At 71.8% G+C, this 15,393-nt stretch carries 14 protein-coding genes; 5 read left to right on the top strand and 9 right to left on the bottom strand.

Going from position 1 to position 15,393, the window contains the following annotated elements; genetic code table 11:
• Window positions 1-122: 122 nt before the first annotated feature.
• Window positions 123-1,265, bottom strand: coding sequence for a DUF5685 family protein (locus PV341_RS36195; RefSeq protein WP_500328517.1), 1,143 nt, complete (start codon window positions 1,263-1,265; stop codon window positions 123-125).
• 292 nt (window positions 1,266-1,557) lie between these two features.
• On the opposite strand from PV341_RS36195, the gene PV341_RS36190 reads away from it, so the two are divergent.
• On the top strand, window positions 1,558-2,007 hold the full coding sequence (locus PV341_RS36190; protein ID WP_499511054.1) for a cell division protein SepF: 450 nt from the start codon (window positions 1,558-1,560) through the stop codon (window positions 2,005-2,007).
• Between the two features lie 61 nt (window positions 2,008-2,068).
• Here the strand turns inward: PV341_RS36190 and PV341_RS36185 are convergent, their stop codons facing one another.
• Together PV341_RS36185 and PV341_RS36180 are read right to left on the bottom strand one after the other, a co-directional pair.
• Window positions 2,069-3,253 (bottom strand): acyl-CoA dehydrogenase family protein, encoded by a 1,185-nt coding sequence (locus tag PV341_RS36185; RefSeq protein ID WP_500360028.1) that lies wholly within the window; start codon window positions 3,251-3,253, stop codon window positions 2,069-2,071.
• A gap of 82 nt (window positions 3,254-3,335) precedes the next feature.
• Complete coding sequence (locus PV341_RS36180; RefSeq protein ID WP_500328522.1) at window positions 3,336-4,967, bottom strand: MFS transporter; 1,632 nt, start codon at window positions 4,965-4,967, stop codon at window positions 3,336-3,338.
• A 679-nt stretch (window positions 4,968-5,646) separates the two neighbouring features.
• Here PV341_RS36180 and PV341_RS36175 point away from each other — a divergent pair.
• Entirely contained in the window at window positions 5,647-6,651 is a 1,005-nt protein-coding gene (locus PV341_RS36175; protein ID WP_500328524.1) for a phosphatase PAP2 family protein, read from the top strand.
• A gap of 119 nt (window positions 6,652-6,770) precedes the next feature.
• Here the strand turns inward: PV341_RS36175 and PV341_RS36170 are convergent, their stop codons facing one another.
• The 3 genes from PV341_RS36170 to PV341_RS36160 all read right to left on the bottom strand — a co-directional run bounded on the left by PV341_RS36170 (window position 6,771) and on the right by PV341_RS36160 (window position 8,520).
• Window positions 6,771-6,986, bottom strand: coding sequence for an I78 family peptidase inhibitor (locus tag PV341_RS36170; RefSeq protein ID WP_499511058.1), 216 nt, complete (start codon window positions 6,984-6,986; stop codon window positions 6,771-6,773).
• Between the two features lie 219 nt (window positions 6,987-7,205).
• Window positions 7,206-7,595 carry a DUF779 domain-containing protein gene (locus PV341_RS36165; protein ID WP_499511059.1) on the bottom strand — a complete coding sequence of 130 codons (390 nt, stop codon included), beginning with the start codon at window positions 7,593-7,595 and terminating at the stop codon, window positions 7,206-7,208.
• A 4-nt stretch (window positions 7,596-7,599) separates the two neighbouring features.
• Complete coding sequence (locus PV341_RS36160) at window positions 7,600-8,520, bottom strand: bifunctional DNA primase/polymerase (RefSeq protein WP_500328527.1); 921 nt, start codon at window positions 8,518-8,520, stop codon at window positions 7,600-7,602.
• A 204-nt stretch (window positions 8,521-8,724) separates the two neighbouring features.
• Between PV341_RS36160 and ctaD the strand changes: the two genes are divergently transcribed.
• Window positions 8,725-10,431, top strand: a complete 1,707-nt coding sequence (gene ctaD, locus PV341_RS36155; protein WP_500328529.1) for an aa3-type cytochrome oxidase subunit I — start codon at window positions 8,725-8,727, stop codon at window positions 10,429-10,431.
• Window positions 10,432-10,476: 45 nt separating this feature from the next.
• On the opposite strand, the gene PV341_RS36150 is transcribed toward ctaD, so the two are convergent.
• From PV341_RS36150 to PV341_RS36140, 3 genes are all read right to left on the bottom strand, one after another.
• Window positions 10,477-11,799, bottom strand: coding sequence for a glycosyltransferase family 4 protein (locus PV341_RS36150; protein WP_500328532.1), 1,323 nt, complete (start codon window positions 11,797-11,799; stop codon window positions 10,477-10,479).
• Window positions 11,800-12,302: 503 nt separating this feature from the next.
• A complete protein-coding gene (locus tag PV341_RS36145; protein WP_500328533.1) occupies window positions 12,303-12,800 on the bottom strand; it encodes a transglycosylase family protein in 498 nt (165 codons plus the stop codon).
• Between the two features lie 114 nt (window positions 12,801-12,914).
• On the bottom strand, window positions 12,915-13,541 hold the full coding sequence (locus PV341_RS36140; protein ID WP_500328535.1) for a LysM peptidoglycan-binding domain-containing protein: 627 nt from the start codon (window positions 13,539-13,541) through the stop codon (window positions 12,915-12,917).
• A 537-nt stretch (window positions 13,542-14,078) separates the two neighbouring features.
• On the opposite strand from PV341_RS36140, the gene PV341_RS36135 reads away from it, so the two are divergent.
• Both PV341_RS36135 and PV341_RS36130 read left to right on the top strand, forming a co-directional pair.
• The gene (locus PV341_RS36135) at window positions 14,079-14,849 is read left to right on the top strand and encodes a DUF8842 C-terminal domain-containing protein (protein WP_500328537.1); all 771 of its coding nucleotides are present in this window, start codon (window positions 14,079-14,081) and stop codon (window positions 14,847-14,849) included.
• 178 nt (window positions 14,850-15,027) lie between these two features.
• Complete coding sequence (locus PV341_RS36130; RefSeq protein ID WP_500328539.1) at window positions 15,028-15,270, top strand: hypothetical protein; 243 nt, start codon at window positions 15,028-15,030, stop codon at window positions 15,268-15,270.
• Window positions 15,271-15,393 lie beyond the last annotated feature (123 nt).

The raw sequence follows: 15,393 nt of genomic DNA, 5'->3' as shown, positions 1-15,393 counted from the left end.
CGCACCACCCCCGGTTTGGCGCGAACGGGCGGCTGCGCCGCGGCCCGCACCCCGCCCGCCGGGCGGCACGTCGAACGCCCGCACCGGTCACCGTCGTCGCGGGGAGGGCCGGCGTGTCCCCGTCAGCAGTCGCAGCCGCAGCAGTCGCAGTCGCAGCAGCAGCCGTCACCGCAGCCGCAGTCGCAGCCGGAGCAGTCGCAGTTGGAGCACCAGCCTTCGCGCCGCTTCCCGGTCCAGGGGTCGTCGTAGTGGTCCCGGCAGCAGATCTGGCACGTGCAGCAGAGCCCCGCGAACACCGCGCAGCCCATGAGCAGCCCGCGGCGGGGGCCCGGCTGGTGCGGGGGGCCGGGGGTCAGCCAGGGCGACTGCACCGGCCCGCCGGGGCCACCAGGGCCCGGGTGGTGGGCGCACGAGGCCCCGAACGCGCGGTCCACGGAACGGCGCAGTTCGTGGGCGAGCAGGACGTGGGCGAGCGCGCCGTCGGTGAACTCCACGTCACGCAGGGCCAGCCGGACCCCGTGCACCGCGTCGTCGCACAGCCGCCGCGCCTCGTCCACGCTCGTCCCGGTGGCGGTCAGCGGGTTCCACGCGCCCGCCGCCGCGTCGGCGGCCAGGTCCTCCACCGCGTCCAGCAGGTGGGCGAGGCGGCCGAAGAGCCGGCCCGCTTCCTCCAGCGGGGCACGGTTGCCGGGGCGTCCGGCCAGCACCGCCGTGTGGCCGAACGCGGCGGCGGTGGCGGTCTCGGTGGGCTCGGTGACGGTCAGCAGGGAGGTACCGGGCCCGGCGGCCGCCTCGACGGCGGTCTGCCGGCCCACGGCGTCCACCAGCACCGCGGTGTCGAAGCCGAGCCCCGAACCGGTCACGGCCCCCGCCCGGTCCCAGCGCCGGGCGACCGTGCGCGCCGCCGCGGCGACCGGACGGCGCGCCAGCAGACCGTCGCCGTCCGCCATGTGGTCGCGCATCTTCGCCGAGGCCAGCACCAGCGAGACCGCCGCGGCCAGCCGCGCGCCCTCCCCCTTGGCCACCGGCGCGGTCCGCATCGCGCGCAGCGGGCACGGCCCGGCGGTACGGCGTCCGTCCTCCGTCCACCCCGACTGGGCCTCCACCAGCACCGAGACGATGAGCCCGTCGTAATTCGTGGCGACCCTGGCCAGTTGACCGTGGTCGTCCCTCAGGGCGAGGCAGAGCCCGCACAGATGGGCCGTCCACGCTATGGCCAGCTTCTCCGGCAGACGGTGCCGGCATGGTCTGACGATTCCGAACATCACAATCCCCCGTACGTCATTCGCAGCAATGGAACACGTCATCGGCTGGTCGTTCTGTACGCCGCCCGTTCGGCTGTCCGGCGGTGAGCCATCACCCTACCGAGCGGGACCCTTTCCGATGATCCGTCAGGATCCATATTCCACGGGGTACCTGGGGGCCACTAGTGCGATTTATGCACCAGGTCTGTCACGAATCCACCCCACGGTGGGTATCCGCTTGGCGCATCATCCGCATCATGGACGACCATAGGGGTGCGGACGGCAAACTGACCGCGTGCGAGAGGAGGCGTCCATGGGATCGGTACGACGGGCGAGCGCCTGGCTGGGACTCGTCGACGACAACAGCGCCGAGGAGTACTACGACGAGGACTACGCCGATTACGGCGACGGCGCCGAGACGTCCTCCCCCGACTCCTGGGTCACCGACCCCCGCGTGCGCGTGGCCTCCGATTCGGCGGAGGAACAGGGCCGCCGGATCGCCACGGTCACCCCGGACGGCTTCCGGGACGCCCGCGGCATCGGCGAGCTGTTCCGGGAAGGCGTCCCGGTGATCGTCAACCTGACGGCGATGGACCCCGCCGACGCCAAGCGCGTCGTCGACTTCGCGGCCGGCCTCACCTTCGGCCTGCGCGGTTCGATCGACCGCGTGGCCAACCGGGTGTTCCTGCTGACCCCGCCCGACTACCTGGTCGTCAACGCCGACAGCAAGCGCGGCGGCGACGGCTTCTTCAACCAGAACTGACCCGTGGCGTCGGCGCCGGAACCCGGCGCCGATGCCACGGCCTGCCCGCCCGCCTGCCCGCCTACCGGAAGGCGTCGAGGCCGGTGAGCGCCTTGCCGAGCACGAGCTGGTGCATCTCGACGGTGCCCTCGTAGGTGAGCACGGACTCCAGGTTGGTGGCGTGCCGCATGACGGGGTACTCCAGGGAGATGCCGTTCGCGCCCAGGATCGTCCGGGAGTTGCGGCAGATCTCGATCGCCTCGCGCACGTTGTTGAGCTTGCCGAAGCTGACCTGCTCGGGACGGAGCGTGCCCGCGTCCATGCGCCGCCCGAGGTGGTGGGCGAGGAGGACGCCCTTGTGCAGTTCGAGCGCCATGTCGGCGAGCTTGGCCTGGGTCAGCTGGAAGCCGCCGATGGGCCGGCCGAACTGCTCACGGGTGCGGGAGTACTCCAGGGCGGCCTCGAAACTGCTGCGCGCGGCGCCCATGGCACCCCAGACGATCCCGTAGCGCGCGTGGTTCAGGCAGCTGAGCGGGCCGCGCAGGCCGGTGACCTCGGGGAGCACGGCGTCGGCGGGCAGGCGCACGTCGTCCATGACCAGCTCGCTGGTGACGGAGGCGCGCAGCGACCACTTGTGCTTGATCTCGGGTGCGGAGAACCCGGGGGTGTCGGTGGGCACGACGAATCCGCGGATGCCCTCGTCGGTGCGGGCCCACACCACGGCGACGCCGGCGACCGAGCCGTTGGTGATCCACATCTTGCGGCCGTTCAGGACCCAGTCGGAACCGTCGCGCTTGGCGTGGGTGCGCATGCCCGCCGGGTCGGAGCCGTGGTCGGGCTCGGTGAGCCCGAAGCAGCCGATGACCTCGCCGGCGGCCATCCGGGGCAGCCAGCGCTGCTTGTGCTCCTCGGAGCCGTACCGGTGGATGGCGTACATCGCCAGCGAGCCCTGCACGGAGACGAGCGAGCGGATGCCGGAGTCGGCGGCCTCCAGCTCCAGGCAGGCGAGGCCGTACTGGACGGCGGTGGCGCCCGCGCAGCCGTAGCCGGCCAGCGACATGCCCAGCGCGCCGATCGAGCCGAGCTCGCGGGCCAGCTCGCGGATCCCGGGCAGCTCGCCGCGCTCGTACCAGTCCGCCACGTGCGGCAGCACGCGGTCGGCGGCCCAGCCGCGCACGGTGTCCCGCACGGCGCGGTCCTCGTCGTCGAGCAGGTCGTCGATGCCGAGCGGGTCGTACGGGTCGAACTGCGGCTTTCCAGCGGACATCGTCGTCCTCTCCGGTGATCACTGCGCTTCGCGGACGAAGCTACTTCCGTGGCGTGGACGGGTAAAGCCCCCGACGGTGTGCTCAGCGCGACACGTCGGCCCCGGCCAGGGCGTGCTCGCGCGGTGCCGGGATCCCGGGGGCGGCGGACCGCTCGGACGCCTCCGTGCCGCACTCCATGCGGCGGGGCAGCCGCAGCGCGGCGACCGCGCCGAGCAGCAGCAGACCGGCGCTGACCACCAGGGTGATGTGCATCCCGTGGACGAAGGCGTGCCGTGCGGCGTGCCGCAGGGAGGCTCCGGCGGTACCGCCGAGGCGGTCGGAGACCTCGTAGGCCTCGCCGAGCGACTTCCCGGCCGAGACGCGGGCGTCCGCCGGCACCCCGGGGACCCGGGCGACGCCGGGGGCGTAGGCGGCGTTCATGACGCTGCCCAGCAGCGCGATGCCGATGCCGGCGCCCAGTTGGTAGGAGGTCTCGCCGATCGCGGCGGCGCCGCCCGCCTGCTCGGCGGGGGCGTCGCTGAGCATGGACTCGTACGCGCCGAAGAGCGTGGTCTCCAGCCCGAAGCCGAGCAGGACGAAGCCCGTGGTCAGCACGCCCGGCCGGTCGTGCTGGCCCATGAGGGTCAGCACGAGCACCGCGCAGGCCGTGAGGACGAAACCGGAGCTCACCATGACGCGCGGCCCGAAGCGGCCGAGCATCCGGGAGCCCAGGAGGCCGGCACCCATGGCCGCGAGGGTCAGCGGCAGCAGCCGCAGCCCCGTCTGCAGGGGGCTCAGGCCCAGGACCAGCTGCAGGTACTGGACGGCGATCAGTTCCAGGCCGACGAGGGCGAGCAGCGCCAGCACGATGCAGCCCACGGAGGTGCCGAAGGCGGGCCTGACGAACATGCGTATGTCGATGAGCGGGTGCTCGCGCCTGCGCTGCCGGCGCACGAACAGCACCAGCAGGGTCAGGCCCACGAGCAGCGGGACGAGCGCGGAGGGCTCGTACGGAGCCGCGCCTCCGCCGACCCTCTTGACGCCGAGGATGGCGCCGAGGATGCCCAGCGCGGCCATGACCGCGCCCAGCACGTCCCAGGGGCCGTCCAGCTCGCCGCGGGACTCCGGCAGCAGCCAGCGGGCCACCGGAAGGATGACGGCCATCAGGGGGATGTTGACCAGGAAGACCGAGCCCCACCAGAAGTTCTCGACGAGGAAGCCGCCGAGGACCGGCCCGACGGCGGCGCCGACGGCCGCGACGGCGCTCCACACGCCGATGGCCACGGCCCGCTCACGGCGGTCGGGGAAGACCTGCCGGAGGATCGACAGCGTGGCCGGCATGATCATCGCGCCGCCGACGCCGAGCAGGGCCCGGGCCGCGATGAGGACGCGCGGGTCGGGGGCGAAGGCGGCCACCGCCGAGGCGGCCGCGAAGATCGTGCAGCCGAGCAGCAGGATCCGGCGTCTTCCGACGCGGTCGCCGAGGGTGCCGAAAAGGATGAGCAGGGACGCGGCGACGAGCGGATAGGCGTCGACGATCCACAGCAGCTCTATCGCGCCGGGGCGCAGGTCCTCGCTCACCGCGGGAACGGCGACGTGCAGCACGGTCGCGTCGAGGGCGACGAGCAGCAGGCTGACGCAGAGGACGATCAGCACGGTCCAGCGGTTGACCGGCCGAGTGTGCCGTGGGACGGCGGCCGGCCCGGGAATGCCGGCCGAGGACGTCCCTGTCATGTACGTACCTCCCAGCGGTGCGCTCGCGGTGTCCCTGGGCAGGACGAGGGGGACGGTCCCGGGGGAACCCAGCGACGAGGGCGAGTGAAGTCGTCAGACTACGCGAGTCCGCGCCGATGGTGGGTGGCGCGGGTCACGTTCCGACGTGGCCGTCGTCACGTGACGGCCATCCGCCGGAGACCTGCCGGACATTTCCGGTACCGCGCGGCACCGGGCCTCCCGCCGGGAACGGAACGGCCCCGCCCGCCGACTCGGTGGCGTGTACCCGCCCGTTCCGGTCGTATGCACCCCGAGCGCGGGGCGCGCGGTTCAACGCGTACGCCCGCCGCGCGCGTTCACACGCCCGCCGATCGGGAATCTCCCAGGTCACGACTGCGATCCGGGGCCGCGACGGACGGCGCGCAGGGAACCCGACCGCCCCGCCGGAATGGCAGGCGAACTCCAGGAGAAGTGACGGGTAATCAAAGATAAACAGGGCATGCGGAAATCGAACGCGCGATTTCCCAAGATCCTCCGCATGCACTTCGAAACATAAAATCAAGGAGTTCCCGCATTCGGCTCAATGTGCACGTCCGCACTACGGCCAATGGGTGGAGTGAGACGCAGTCCACATCACATCGTCATTACGAACCCGGCCTTCCGGCCGAACTCCGCCATCACACGCTGTAACGTCGATTGAGTGCGTACCGATGACAAGCTTCGCCTCATGGAGGAGCCCGAGACAGCCCAGGCGCCACCGGGCATGAGCCGGACACGCGTGCTGCTGTTCGGATCGACGCTCGTGGCCTATGTGGCCATCGTCGTAGCCGTCCTGACCACGTCCAAGCTCGTGACCCTGGACTGGCAGGTCATGATGTGGCGGCCCTACAAGCAGTGGCCGCAGATCCACGCGTTCCTGGACTACTTCGTGGTCCTGGGCCAGCGCGGCCCGACGGCCGTGATCGTCGCCTCCTGGCTGGGCTGGCGCGCCTGGCGCCACCGCACCCTGCACCCACTGCTGGTGCTGGGCACGTCGCTGCTCCTGCTGAACGTCACCGTGGGTTCGGTGAAGTACGGCCTCGGCAGGCTCGGCCCGCACTACGCGACCAGCGCCGGATCGGCCGAGCTCTTCGCCGGCGGCGATATATTTCCCTCCGGTCACACCGCGAACGCCGTGGTGACCTGGGGGGTCCTGGCCTATCTGGCCACCACCCCGTGGGTCCGCCGGGTCACCTCCGTGATCGCGGCGTTGCTGGCGCTGGGCGTCGGCATGACCACCATCTACCTCGGCACCCACTGGGTCAGCGACGTCCTGCTCGGCTGGGCGGCCGGCCTGCTGATCCTGCTGGCACTGCCCTGGTTCGAGCCGCTGATGGCCTCGGCCGAGCAGCGGATCACGGCCGCCTGGGCGCGCCGTCGCGGCACCCGCACGGCGCCCGCCACGGCTCCCGCCGCGAACACGGCGCCGGCCTCCGTGCAGCTCTCCGACAACCCGGACGGCGTACTCGAGCCCGTCGTTCTCAGCGGCCGCGCGACGACACCTGCGTCCGGCGTACCGCACCACCCGGCACGTCCGCACACCACCCGCCACGAACGCACCCCGGTCACCCCGGCCGGCAGCCGCCGCCCGCCCGCGGACCGGCCCGGCCGCCCGGCACCGGTCGGCCAGGCCGGCGTGGCCCGCGGCCGCGGCGCCACCGGCTGACGGCCCGCGGGGCAGGTACGCACACCTCCCGCCCCGCCCGCGCCCGTACGAAGGCCCCGGCCGCCCCCGAAGAGGGGCGGCCGGGGCCTTCGTCGTGCGGGGATGCGGGGAGAGGGCCTTCAGCCGCTCCAGCATCGGGTCACCCGGCCGCCCTCGACGGTGAAGTTGAGCCGGCCCACCCGGTACTCCATGGTGATGACGGCGCCCGGCGGCAGGGCACGCACCATGCTCCAGCCACGCTCGGTGGCCCGGCGCTCGGCCTCGTCGGCGCCGAGGCCGACGTAGGTGTCCGGTTCGTCCTGCGGTTGCCGTGCGGCACTCGGATCGGTTGCCATGAGAGCAACCGTAGGCGCACACGAGCCGTGACGGAAGGCGGCGGCCGACTTGATCGTCACACTTCTGTCACAGAATCCAGGGCAGCGTTTGGCGTGCACCGTTCACTCTTTGGGGGCGACTTTTCCAATCACCCGCCGAATTCGCGGACCCGGCCGCCGAAAAGCGTCCGGGCCGGCCGCCACGGAATTCCGGGAAACGGTCCACACACTTCCCTCACATCACATCCCCAGCGTCGACAGCTCTTCATCCGTCAGCAACCGGGACCGAATGAGGAACCGGTTGCCCGTCGGCGCCTCCAGCGAGAAGCCGCTGCCGCGCCCCGGCACCACGTCGATCGTCAGATGCGTGTGGCTCCAGTAGGCGAACTGGTCGCGCGACATCCACACCGCCACCGGGTCGATGCCCAGGACGTCGAGGTCGCCGAGGTGCACGTCGGAGTCCCCGGTGAGGAACTCCCCCCGCGGATAGCACATGGGCGAGCTGCCGTCGCAGCAGCCGCCGGACTGGTGGAACATCAACGGGCCGTGCTGGTCGGCGAGACGCCGCAGCAGCCCCGCGGCCTCCTCGGTGACGGCGACCCGGCCGGCCCTCGGTGCGATAGAGGTCATGGGGTCAGAGTGCTCCCGCCGAGCGCCGCCCGCCAGACCCCCGCAGGACATGCCGACGGGCGGAACCCACCGTCGACTCCGCCTCGCGCTCCGACAGGCCGGTGCTGACGGCCGCCCCGACCATCTCCGCGGCGACCCGGTCGCCGTGGCCGTTCTCGAACGCGCGGCAGGCGGCCCAGAACAGCCGCTCGTTGCGCTCCCCCACCGACGAGCCCAACACGAAGCGGATCAGCGGCCCGGCCGTGCCCCCGCCCGTCCCGGCACCCGACCCGGCGCCCGCCGGCGCGCCCGCCGCGGCACGCGCGGCACGGCGCTGGGGGGTCGTCAGCAGCAGCCGCAGCAGCCGCTTGGGCACGGCGGCCGGCGGCATCGAGGCCGTCGGCGGGTCCCAGCGGTAGAGCCCGGCGGTGGTCACCGAGCCGGGTCCCACGAGGTAGCCGCCGCTGCCGCGCACGTCGATCCCGTTGCCGAGCCGGCGCACGGAGTTGGGCACGATCGCCTCGGCCGGGCCGCGCAGCCACAGGTGCCGGCCGCCGCTCGGGGTGATGACCGTGCGCGTCCACGGCACGGCGAAGCCCCACCGGGCGGCCAGGTCCACCAGGTCGGTCACGCCGTCGACGCCGTCCTTGCGGTCCAGGTCGAGGCCGATCAGGTAGTGCGGTGAGCGTCCGCACGCGATCCCGTACCCGCTGGCCCAGGGGGCCGCCGCGAACATCTCGGTTATCCGGGCGGGCTCGGTGGCGGCGTCGTGCACGCCGTGGCCGAGCCGTCCGCACTGGCCGCGGCACATCCCGCGCCCGGTCTCCCCCCGGTGCGGCGAACGGACCGCGGGGAGCTTGGTCCGCGACAGCGGGATGACGGGGAAGCCGCGCCGCGCGGCGGCGAGCGCGCACTGCAGCGCGCGGTCGTGGTCCGGATGCGTCACGGGGTGCCCCCTCGGTGCGCTACGGCATGGCCCCTTTATCGTACTTTCGTTCGACCCTCCACTCAATGGCGCACCGACGGCGCGCGGCACGGCCGTCCCGTCCCGGTCCGTCACATGACGGGTCGTCTGCCCGAGACTGTACGGAAGATGCGAGTACGGAAGACCGAGTGCCGGCAGGATCTCCTACCGCGAGGGAACGCGCCGATGGGGACGAACGCAACGCAGACCGCGACCGACCGGGCGGCGGCGCCCCGGCGGCCGGGACGGCTGATGGTGGACTGGCTGACCACCACCGACCACAAGAAGATCGGGCACCTCTACCTGATCACGTCGTTCGGCTTCTTCCTCGCCGCGGGACTCATGGCGCTGCTGATGCGCGCCGAGCTCGCCCGCCCCGGCCTGCAGCTGATGTCGAACGACGGCTACAACCAGCTGTTCACGATCCACGGCACGGTCATGCTGCTGCTCTTCGCCACCCCGACCTTCGCGGGCTTCGCCAACGAGATCATGCCGCTGCAGATCGGCTCGCCCGACGTCGCCTTCCCCCGGCTGAACATGCTGTCGTACTGGCTGTTCCTCTTCGGCGGCCTGATCGTGCTCGGGAGCTTCCTGACGCCCACCGGGGGCGCCTCCTTCGGCTGGTTCGCCTACGCGCCGCTGAACAGTCTCACCCGCTCGCCCGGGATCGGCGCCGACATGTGGATCATGGGGCTGGCGCTGTCGGGCTTCGGCACCATCCTGGGCGCGGTCAACTTCGTCGCGACGATCGTGGGGATGCGCGCGCCGGGCATGACCATGTTCCGGATGCCGATCTTCACCTGGAACGTGCTCTTCACCTCGGTGCTGGTGCTGATGGCCTTCCCCGTGCTGGCGGCGACGCTGCTGGTGCTGGAGGCGGACCGGCGCTTCGGCTCGCTGGTCTTCGAGCCGGGCAACGGCGGGGCGCTGCTGTGGCAGCACCTGTTCTGGTTCTTCGGCCACCCGGAGGTGTACATCATCGCGCTGCCGTTCTTCGGCATCATCACCGAGGTCATCCCGGTGTTCTCGCGCAAGCCGGTGTTCGGCTACGCGACGCTGGTGGGCGCGACGACGGCCATCACCGGGCTGTCGATGGTGGTGTGGGCGCACCACATGTTCGTCACCGGCGCCGTGCTGCTGCCGTTCTTCTCGCTGCTGTCGTTCCTGATCGCCGTGCCGACCGGGGTGAAGTTCTTCAACTGGATCGGCACGATGCTGCACGGCTCGCTGTCCTTCGAGACACCGATGCTGTGGGCCGTCGGCTTCCTGGTGAGCTTCCTGTTCGGCGGCCTCACCGGGGTCATCCTCGCCTCGCCCCCGCTGGACTTCCAGGTCAGCGACTCGTACTTCGTGGTGGCCCACTTCCACTACGTGGTCTTCGGGACGGTGGTCTTCGCGATGTTCGCCGGCTTCTTCTTCTGGTGGCCGAAGTTCACCGGGAAGATGCTCGACGAGCGGCTGGGGAGGATCCAGTTCTGGACGCTGTTCGTCGGCTTCCACACCACCTTCCTCGTCCAGCACTGGCTGGGCGTTGAGGGCATGCCCCGGCGGTACGCCGACTACCTGGCGGCGGACGGCTTCACCGTGCTCAACACGATCTCGACGATCGGGGCGTTCCTGCTGGGCCTGTCCACCCTGCCGTTCCTCTACAACGTGTGGCGGACCGCCAAGTACGGCCGGCGCGTGGAGGTCGACGACCCCTGGGGCTTCGGCCGTTCGCTGGAATGGGCGACCTCCTGCCCGCCACCACGGCACAACTTCTCGACGCTGCCGCAGATCCGTTCCGAGTCCCCCGCCTTCGACCTGCACCACCCGGAGGTCGCCGCCCTCGACCAGGCACGCTCCACCGGCCGCCGCGACGCCGTCGAGCCCGGTGCCGGCGGCCAGGACTGACGGCGCCCGGTCGCGGCACCGGCAGCGCCGTCACCCGCCCGGGGTTCAGCCCCTCCGCGTCCGCCCGCCGAGCCGCCTGCGCGCCGCGGCCCGCAGCTTCTTGCGCAGCCTGCGGGCCCGCCGCTTCGCCGCACGGGCAAGGTCCTTGCCCGCGTACAGCACGCCCATCCCCAGTCCGCCGACGTGGCGCCAGGCCGCGCGCAGCCGTCCCGAGGGGCCCGTCCGGCGGGCCAGCAGCTCCTCCAGCAGGCGTTCGCAGCTCCTGGCGATCTCCGCGGGGTCGTAGCTGGCGCCCTTGTCCAGGGCCGCCCGGCCCATCCGGCGGCGCAGCTCGTCGTCGTTGATCAGCCGGAGCATCGCGGCGGCAAGGGCGTCGACGTCACGCGGGGGCACCAGCAGGCCGTCGACCCCGTCGCTGATGATCTCGCCGGGACCGAGCGGGCAGTCGGTGCTGACCACCGGCAGCCCCACGCGCATCGCCTCGACGATCGTCATGCCGAATGACTCCATGCTGGAGGAGACCGCCAGCAGCGAGCCCTTGGCCATCTCCGGCTCGATCGGCGTCACTGTCCCCATCATCGTCACCCGGTCGCCGAGTTCCAGGCGCTCGATGAGCTGTTCCAGCTTCTCCTTCTGCCCACCGGTGCCGTATAACCGCAGGCCCCAGTCCGGGTGTTCGACCGAGACCTTGGCGAAGGCCCTGATGAGGTCGCCGTAACGCTTCACGGGGGCCAGCCGGCCCGCCGCGACCACGTACTTGGCGTCCAGGGCGCTGGGCACGACACCCGGGTCGGGGACGCTGTTCGGCAGGGCGAGCACCCGTACGCCGGGCAGCCACAGTCTGCGGCGGTAGCAGACGGCGTCGGCCTCGGTCGTGGTGGTGACCGCGTCCAGCCGGGGGTAGAGCCGGCGCAGCCTGAGGACCAGCGCCAGCGAGTGGGTGTCGAGCGTCAGGTGCTCCTGTGCGATCCGGACCACGTGACGCGGCGCTTGCAGGGCGATGTGGACGTTCAGCCCGGGGCGGGTGCCGATGACGACGTCGGCGTCGAGCGCCGCGAGGTGGGCGGCGATCCGCTGGTCGGTGAGGGCGCTGTACTGCTCGTAGCGGTTCTCACCGGAGGGGAAGACCTTCGCCGGCCGGTGGTACAGCGGGTCGTCGAGGTCGCACGTGTCGCTGCTCCTGCGCAGGTCCACCAGGTGCCGCAGCCGGACCTGCGGGTCGAGGGCGAAGGAAGGTTCGTCGCGGTGGCGGTACACGGAGACGATCTCGACCTCGTGGCGCTCGGCCAGGGCGCCGGCCAGGTTGTAGGTCGTGCGGATGGTGCCACCGACCCCGTAGGCGTTGTGAATCAGTATGGAAATGCGCATGCGTCCCCGTGTTCTCCCGCTCCCCGCGGACTCCCGCCCGCACTTCGTGCAGGCAAGACGATCGCCCCGGCCCTTAGGTTGCGTTCCTTCACCTTCCCTGCCCCTCGCCGTATACGCACTGTGATGTCCCCGTGACCGGTCGGTATCCTTCCGGATCGCGCCCGTCAGGCACGGTGGCCCAGCTGCGGCACGTCGAAGCAATTGCGCTCGATGCCGCCCCCCTCCGTCACCCAGCCGCCCCGGCGGCCGCTCGCCGCGTCACTCCACCGGGCTACGGACGGGCGGGCCCGAGAGGTGACGGACGGTTCGGCGAGCACCTGAGAGCGCGGCGGGAGCGACGGGCCGCACACATCGCGGCTTTGGGCGGACGGACCGTTCAGGGTATTGCCGCACACGACGTATTTCCACTAATCGGTTGACATGGCCATAAGATGACACGAATTCAGGCACGTCATGACCAGGACCCGCCAGGACCCGCCGCACCCGGCCAGGGTCCAGCGGGCTCAGCGCGGCAGGCGCAGCAGTGTCCCGGGCGTGAGCTGCCGGGTCGGGTCGGAGCCGATGACGTCCTGGTTGAGCCGGTACAGCTCGGCCGCGCCGCCGCTGACGTTGAAGCGCCGGGCGACTCCCTCCAGGGTCTCGCCGGGCTGGACCGCGTGCGCCCGGCCGGCCAGCCGCAGGCGCTGCGCGCAGGTCGGCCAGGCCTCCCAGCCCTGGTCGCGGAGGATCTCCTCGGCGACGGTCATCTGCTGGTCGGGGGTCGCGCGGTCGGGCCTGGCGGCCAGGTCGAGACCGCCGTGCTCGACCCAGGTGGGCTGGAAGATCTGCAGCCCACCGTAGAAGCCGTTGCCGGTGTTGGTCTTCCAGCGGTTGCTGCTCTCGCAGGTCGCCAGTTCCAGCCAGACGGGGGCGTGCCCGTCGGCCCGCGCTCCGGGAGCCAGGGCCGCCCACGTGGCGAGCAGAGCGAAAGCGGTCACCGCGAGACGGCGGGGACGGGACATGCGGGCCAGGCTAGGCACGGTGCGGCGGGCGCCGTCGCCCGCCGCGCCGTGCGCGCCCCCCGGCCCACCCGGTCGGAGCACGCCCCGCCGGGTGGGCCGGGAGTGCGCGGGAGGTCAGACCGACAGCCGCTGTCCCGGGTAGATCAGGTTGGGGTCGGTGCCGATCACGGACCGGTTGACGGCGTACAGCTTCTTCCAGGTCGTCCCGTGGGCGGCCGCGATGCCGCTCAGGGTGTCGCCGCCGCGGACGCTGTAGTTGCCGTGCCCCTTCGCCCGGCTCTGGCCGCGGTCGGCGTGACCGCCGCTGCCGCGCGACTGCTGCGCGGGCGCCGGGGCGGTGTGCCGCTTCGCCTTCGGCGCGGCCGGGGCGGTCCCGCGGGCGGGTGCGCTCCCGTAGGCGCCGGCGCGGGCGGAGCAGGTGGGCCAGGCGCCCCAGCCCTGCGCCCGCTGCACCTTGGCGGCGACGGCGATCTGCTGCTCACGGCTCGCCCGGTCGGCGGTCGCCGCGTACGCGGTGCCGCCGTAGGCGCGCCAGGTCCCGGCCGAGAACTGGAGTCCTCCGTAGTACCCGTTGCCGGTGTTGATGTGCCAGTTCCCGCCGCTCTCGCAGCTCGCGATGCGGTCCCAGACCCCGCCGTCGGCGGCCTTCGCGGGCCCCGCGACGGCCATGAGGGCCAGCGGGGTCAGCACGGTGACGCCGGCTACGACTGCGGACTGACGGTACTTGGCTGATACGGCCATGGAATCCCTCTCCACGGACCCGGGGTTCCCCCATGGCGCCGTACCTCCGGTACGGCACCCGACGGACGGGGTCCCCACGCATCCGGCGCGGCCCCCGTCCCCTTCGCTCGCCGACCGATGGATTTCGGATCCACGGTCACCCTCCGTGCGAGCCCTCCCGGGTGGTGCTCTCTGCACACGGCGGGCAAATCTAGGCAGGGTCGCGTTCCGTCGCCAAACAAACCCCTTACGCCGCAGGCCACTTGATGGTTACCGGTAGTAACGACCTATTGAGGACACCGGATTGATGGTGTTTTTTGCGGCATATCCGCACAGCGCATATGCGCCGTGTGACCCGACTCATAGGCACGGAGGCTTCCCGGGGTGAAAGGTGGGACTTGGAGTGACCGGCTCCGCACCGCCGCTCACCCTCCGCACGCGGGCGCACGAGCACGCGCCAAGAAGGCCGTGACTCCCGCCACAGATCGGCCGTTGTCACTATGTGCCGGGCGAGGCCCGGCAAAGGAGCCCGTAGCCGTACATTTCAAGGAGGCTTCAGTGCCGCCCATGCTCGACGTCAGCGACGAGGTACGAGCCGAGATCGGCGATGAGGAGGCGGCACGCCTGCTGGCGGGCGACAGCGCGCCCGGCACGTACGACTGCACCTCCTGCCGTACCCCTGGGGACACCGCCACGGAGCGCACCAGCACGGTGCTCTTCGTCGGCGAGGAGACCGCCGTGCTCGCCTTCGCCCACGCGACCTGCATCCCCTCCCAGGTCGTGCCCGTCTCGGAGGAGCAACTGCAGGGAGCGGTGCAGAGCATCGCCGGTGAGGAGCCGTCCGGCGCCGCGGCGGCCACAGCTCCGCGCCAGGCGGTGCTCGGCATCACCTGCGGCCTCGTCCTCATCAAGGAGGAGGTGTGCCCGGCCCTGGTCATCGAGCCCACCGGCCCGATCGCCCGCCCCGGCGACAGCGGCCCCGGTGACGACTTCCTGCCGATCCTGATCGAGCAGGGCTTCCTCCCCGTGAACGACCTGTCCACGCCGCCCTCCCCGCTGCCCGGCTGGTCCGTGCTGCTGGCCATGGGGCAGTTGCACGCCATCCTGCAGCCCGGCTCCGCCGGCGCGTGGTGGCAGGCGCACCAGCCGCTCGCGGTGAGCGAGGGCTGGCGCCAGGCGGTCAACCGGTCCAACGAGGTGTACGTGTACGCCGCCCCGCACGGCACCATCGGCCAGCAGCCCCGCGAGGACCTGCTGCGCGACGCCCTGGAACGCGCCTGCGGGCGCGGACTCCTCGTCGCGGCGACGATGCCGCTCTCCGGCACCTGATCCCCCCGGCTCCGGCCAAAGGCGCGTACGGCTGCCCGTACGCGCCTTTGGCCTATGGCAGTGCATATGCGTGATTCATCCGTACGACCCGCATCCCCGCAGATGAGCCGCTCGTTGCCACGACGTGCACACCTTTGACGCTTCCTCACGAGCCCAGTTCCGCAGCCCCATCCCCCCCATGCGCACCGCGCAGGAGGCGTCCGTGAGCGAGGGCACGCCGATCTACGACGCGCTCTACTCCGAGTACCGCAGGCTCTTCCGCACCCTCCCCGGCGACCGCACCGGCGAGGAGGACCTGCAGTTCAACGGCTTCGCCGACCGCGGTGGCGCCAACTCCCCCTACCGCTCCGGCCGCCACCGCGGCGACCTTCCGGCCCTCCCCCCGGGCCTCGCGGAGAACCGCATGCACGGCGGCCTCTGACCCACCCCGCACGCTGACCACGCCTCCCCTTCTGTAGCCCCTGGGGGTGCGCGTATCCTTACAACAAAACGCGCGGGGGAGGTCCGAGACCGCACTGCAGTCGGCTGTATCTTATAAACACAT

Source organism: Streptomyces sp. PA03-1a, assembly GCF_033792805.1.
In the GTDB taxonomy this organism is placed as follows: domain Bacteria; phylum Actinomycetota; class Actinomycetes; order Streptomycetales; family Streptomycetaceae; genus Actinacidiphila.
The sequence above is the reverse complement of the archived record's forward strand: the minus strand, read 5'-3'. Positions and strand labels throughout refer to the sequence as shown.

Coding starts and splice junctions, on each gene's coding strand:
- PV341_RS36195 (WP_500328517.1), bottom strand. CDS start 1,265: ATGTTCGGAATCGTCAGACCATGCCGGCACCGTCTGCCGGAGAAGCTG.
- PV341_RS36190 (WP_499511054.1), top strand. CDS start 1,558: ATGGGATCGGTACGACGGGCGAGCGCCTGGCTGGGACTCGTCGACGAC.
- PV341_RS36185 (WP_500360028.1), bottom strand. CDS start 3,253: ATGTCCGCTGGAAAGCCGCAGTTCGACCCGTACGACCCGCTCGGCATC.
- PV341_RS36180 (WP_500328522.1), bottom strand. CDS start 4,967: ATGACAGGGACGTCCTCGGCCGGCATTCCCGGGCCGGCCGCCGTCCCA.
- PV341_RS36170 (WP_499511058.1), bottom strand. CDS start 6,986: ATGGCAACCGATCCGAGTGCCGCACGGCAACCGCAGGACGAACCGGAC.
- PV341_RS36165 (WP_499511059.1), bottom strand. CDS start 7,595: ATGACCTCTATCGCACCGAGGGCCGGCCGGGTCGCCGTCACCGAGGAG.
- ctaD (WP_500328529.1), top strand. CDS start 8,725: ATGGGGACGAACGCAACGCAGACCGCGACCGACCGGGCGGCGGCGCCC.
- PV341_RS36150 (WP_500328532.1), bottom strand. CDS start 11,799: ATGCGCATTTCCATACTGATTCACAACGCCTACGGGGTCGGTGGCACC.
- PV341_RS36145 (WP_500328533.1), bottom strand. CDS start 12,800: ATGTCCCGTCCCCGCCGTCTCGCGGTGACCGCTTTCGCTCTGCTCGCC.
- PV341_RS36140 (WP_500328535.1), bottom strand. CDS start 13,541: ATGGCCGTATCAGCCAAGTACCGTCAGTCCGCAGTCGTAGCCGGCGTC.
- PV341_RS36130 (WP_500328539.1), top strand. CDS start 15,028: ATGCGCACCGCGCAGGAGGCGTCCGTGAGCGAGGGCACGCCGATCTAC.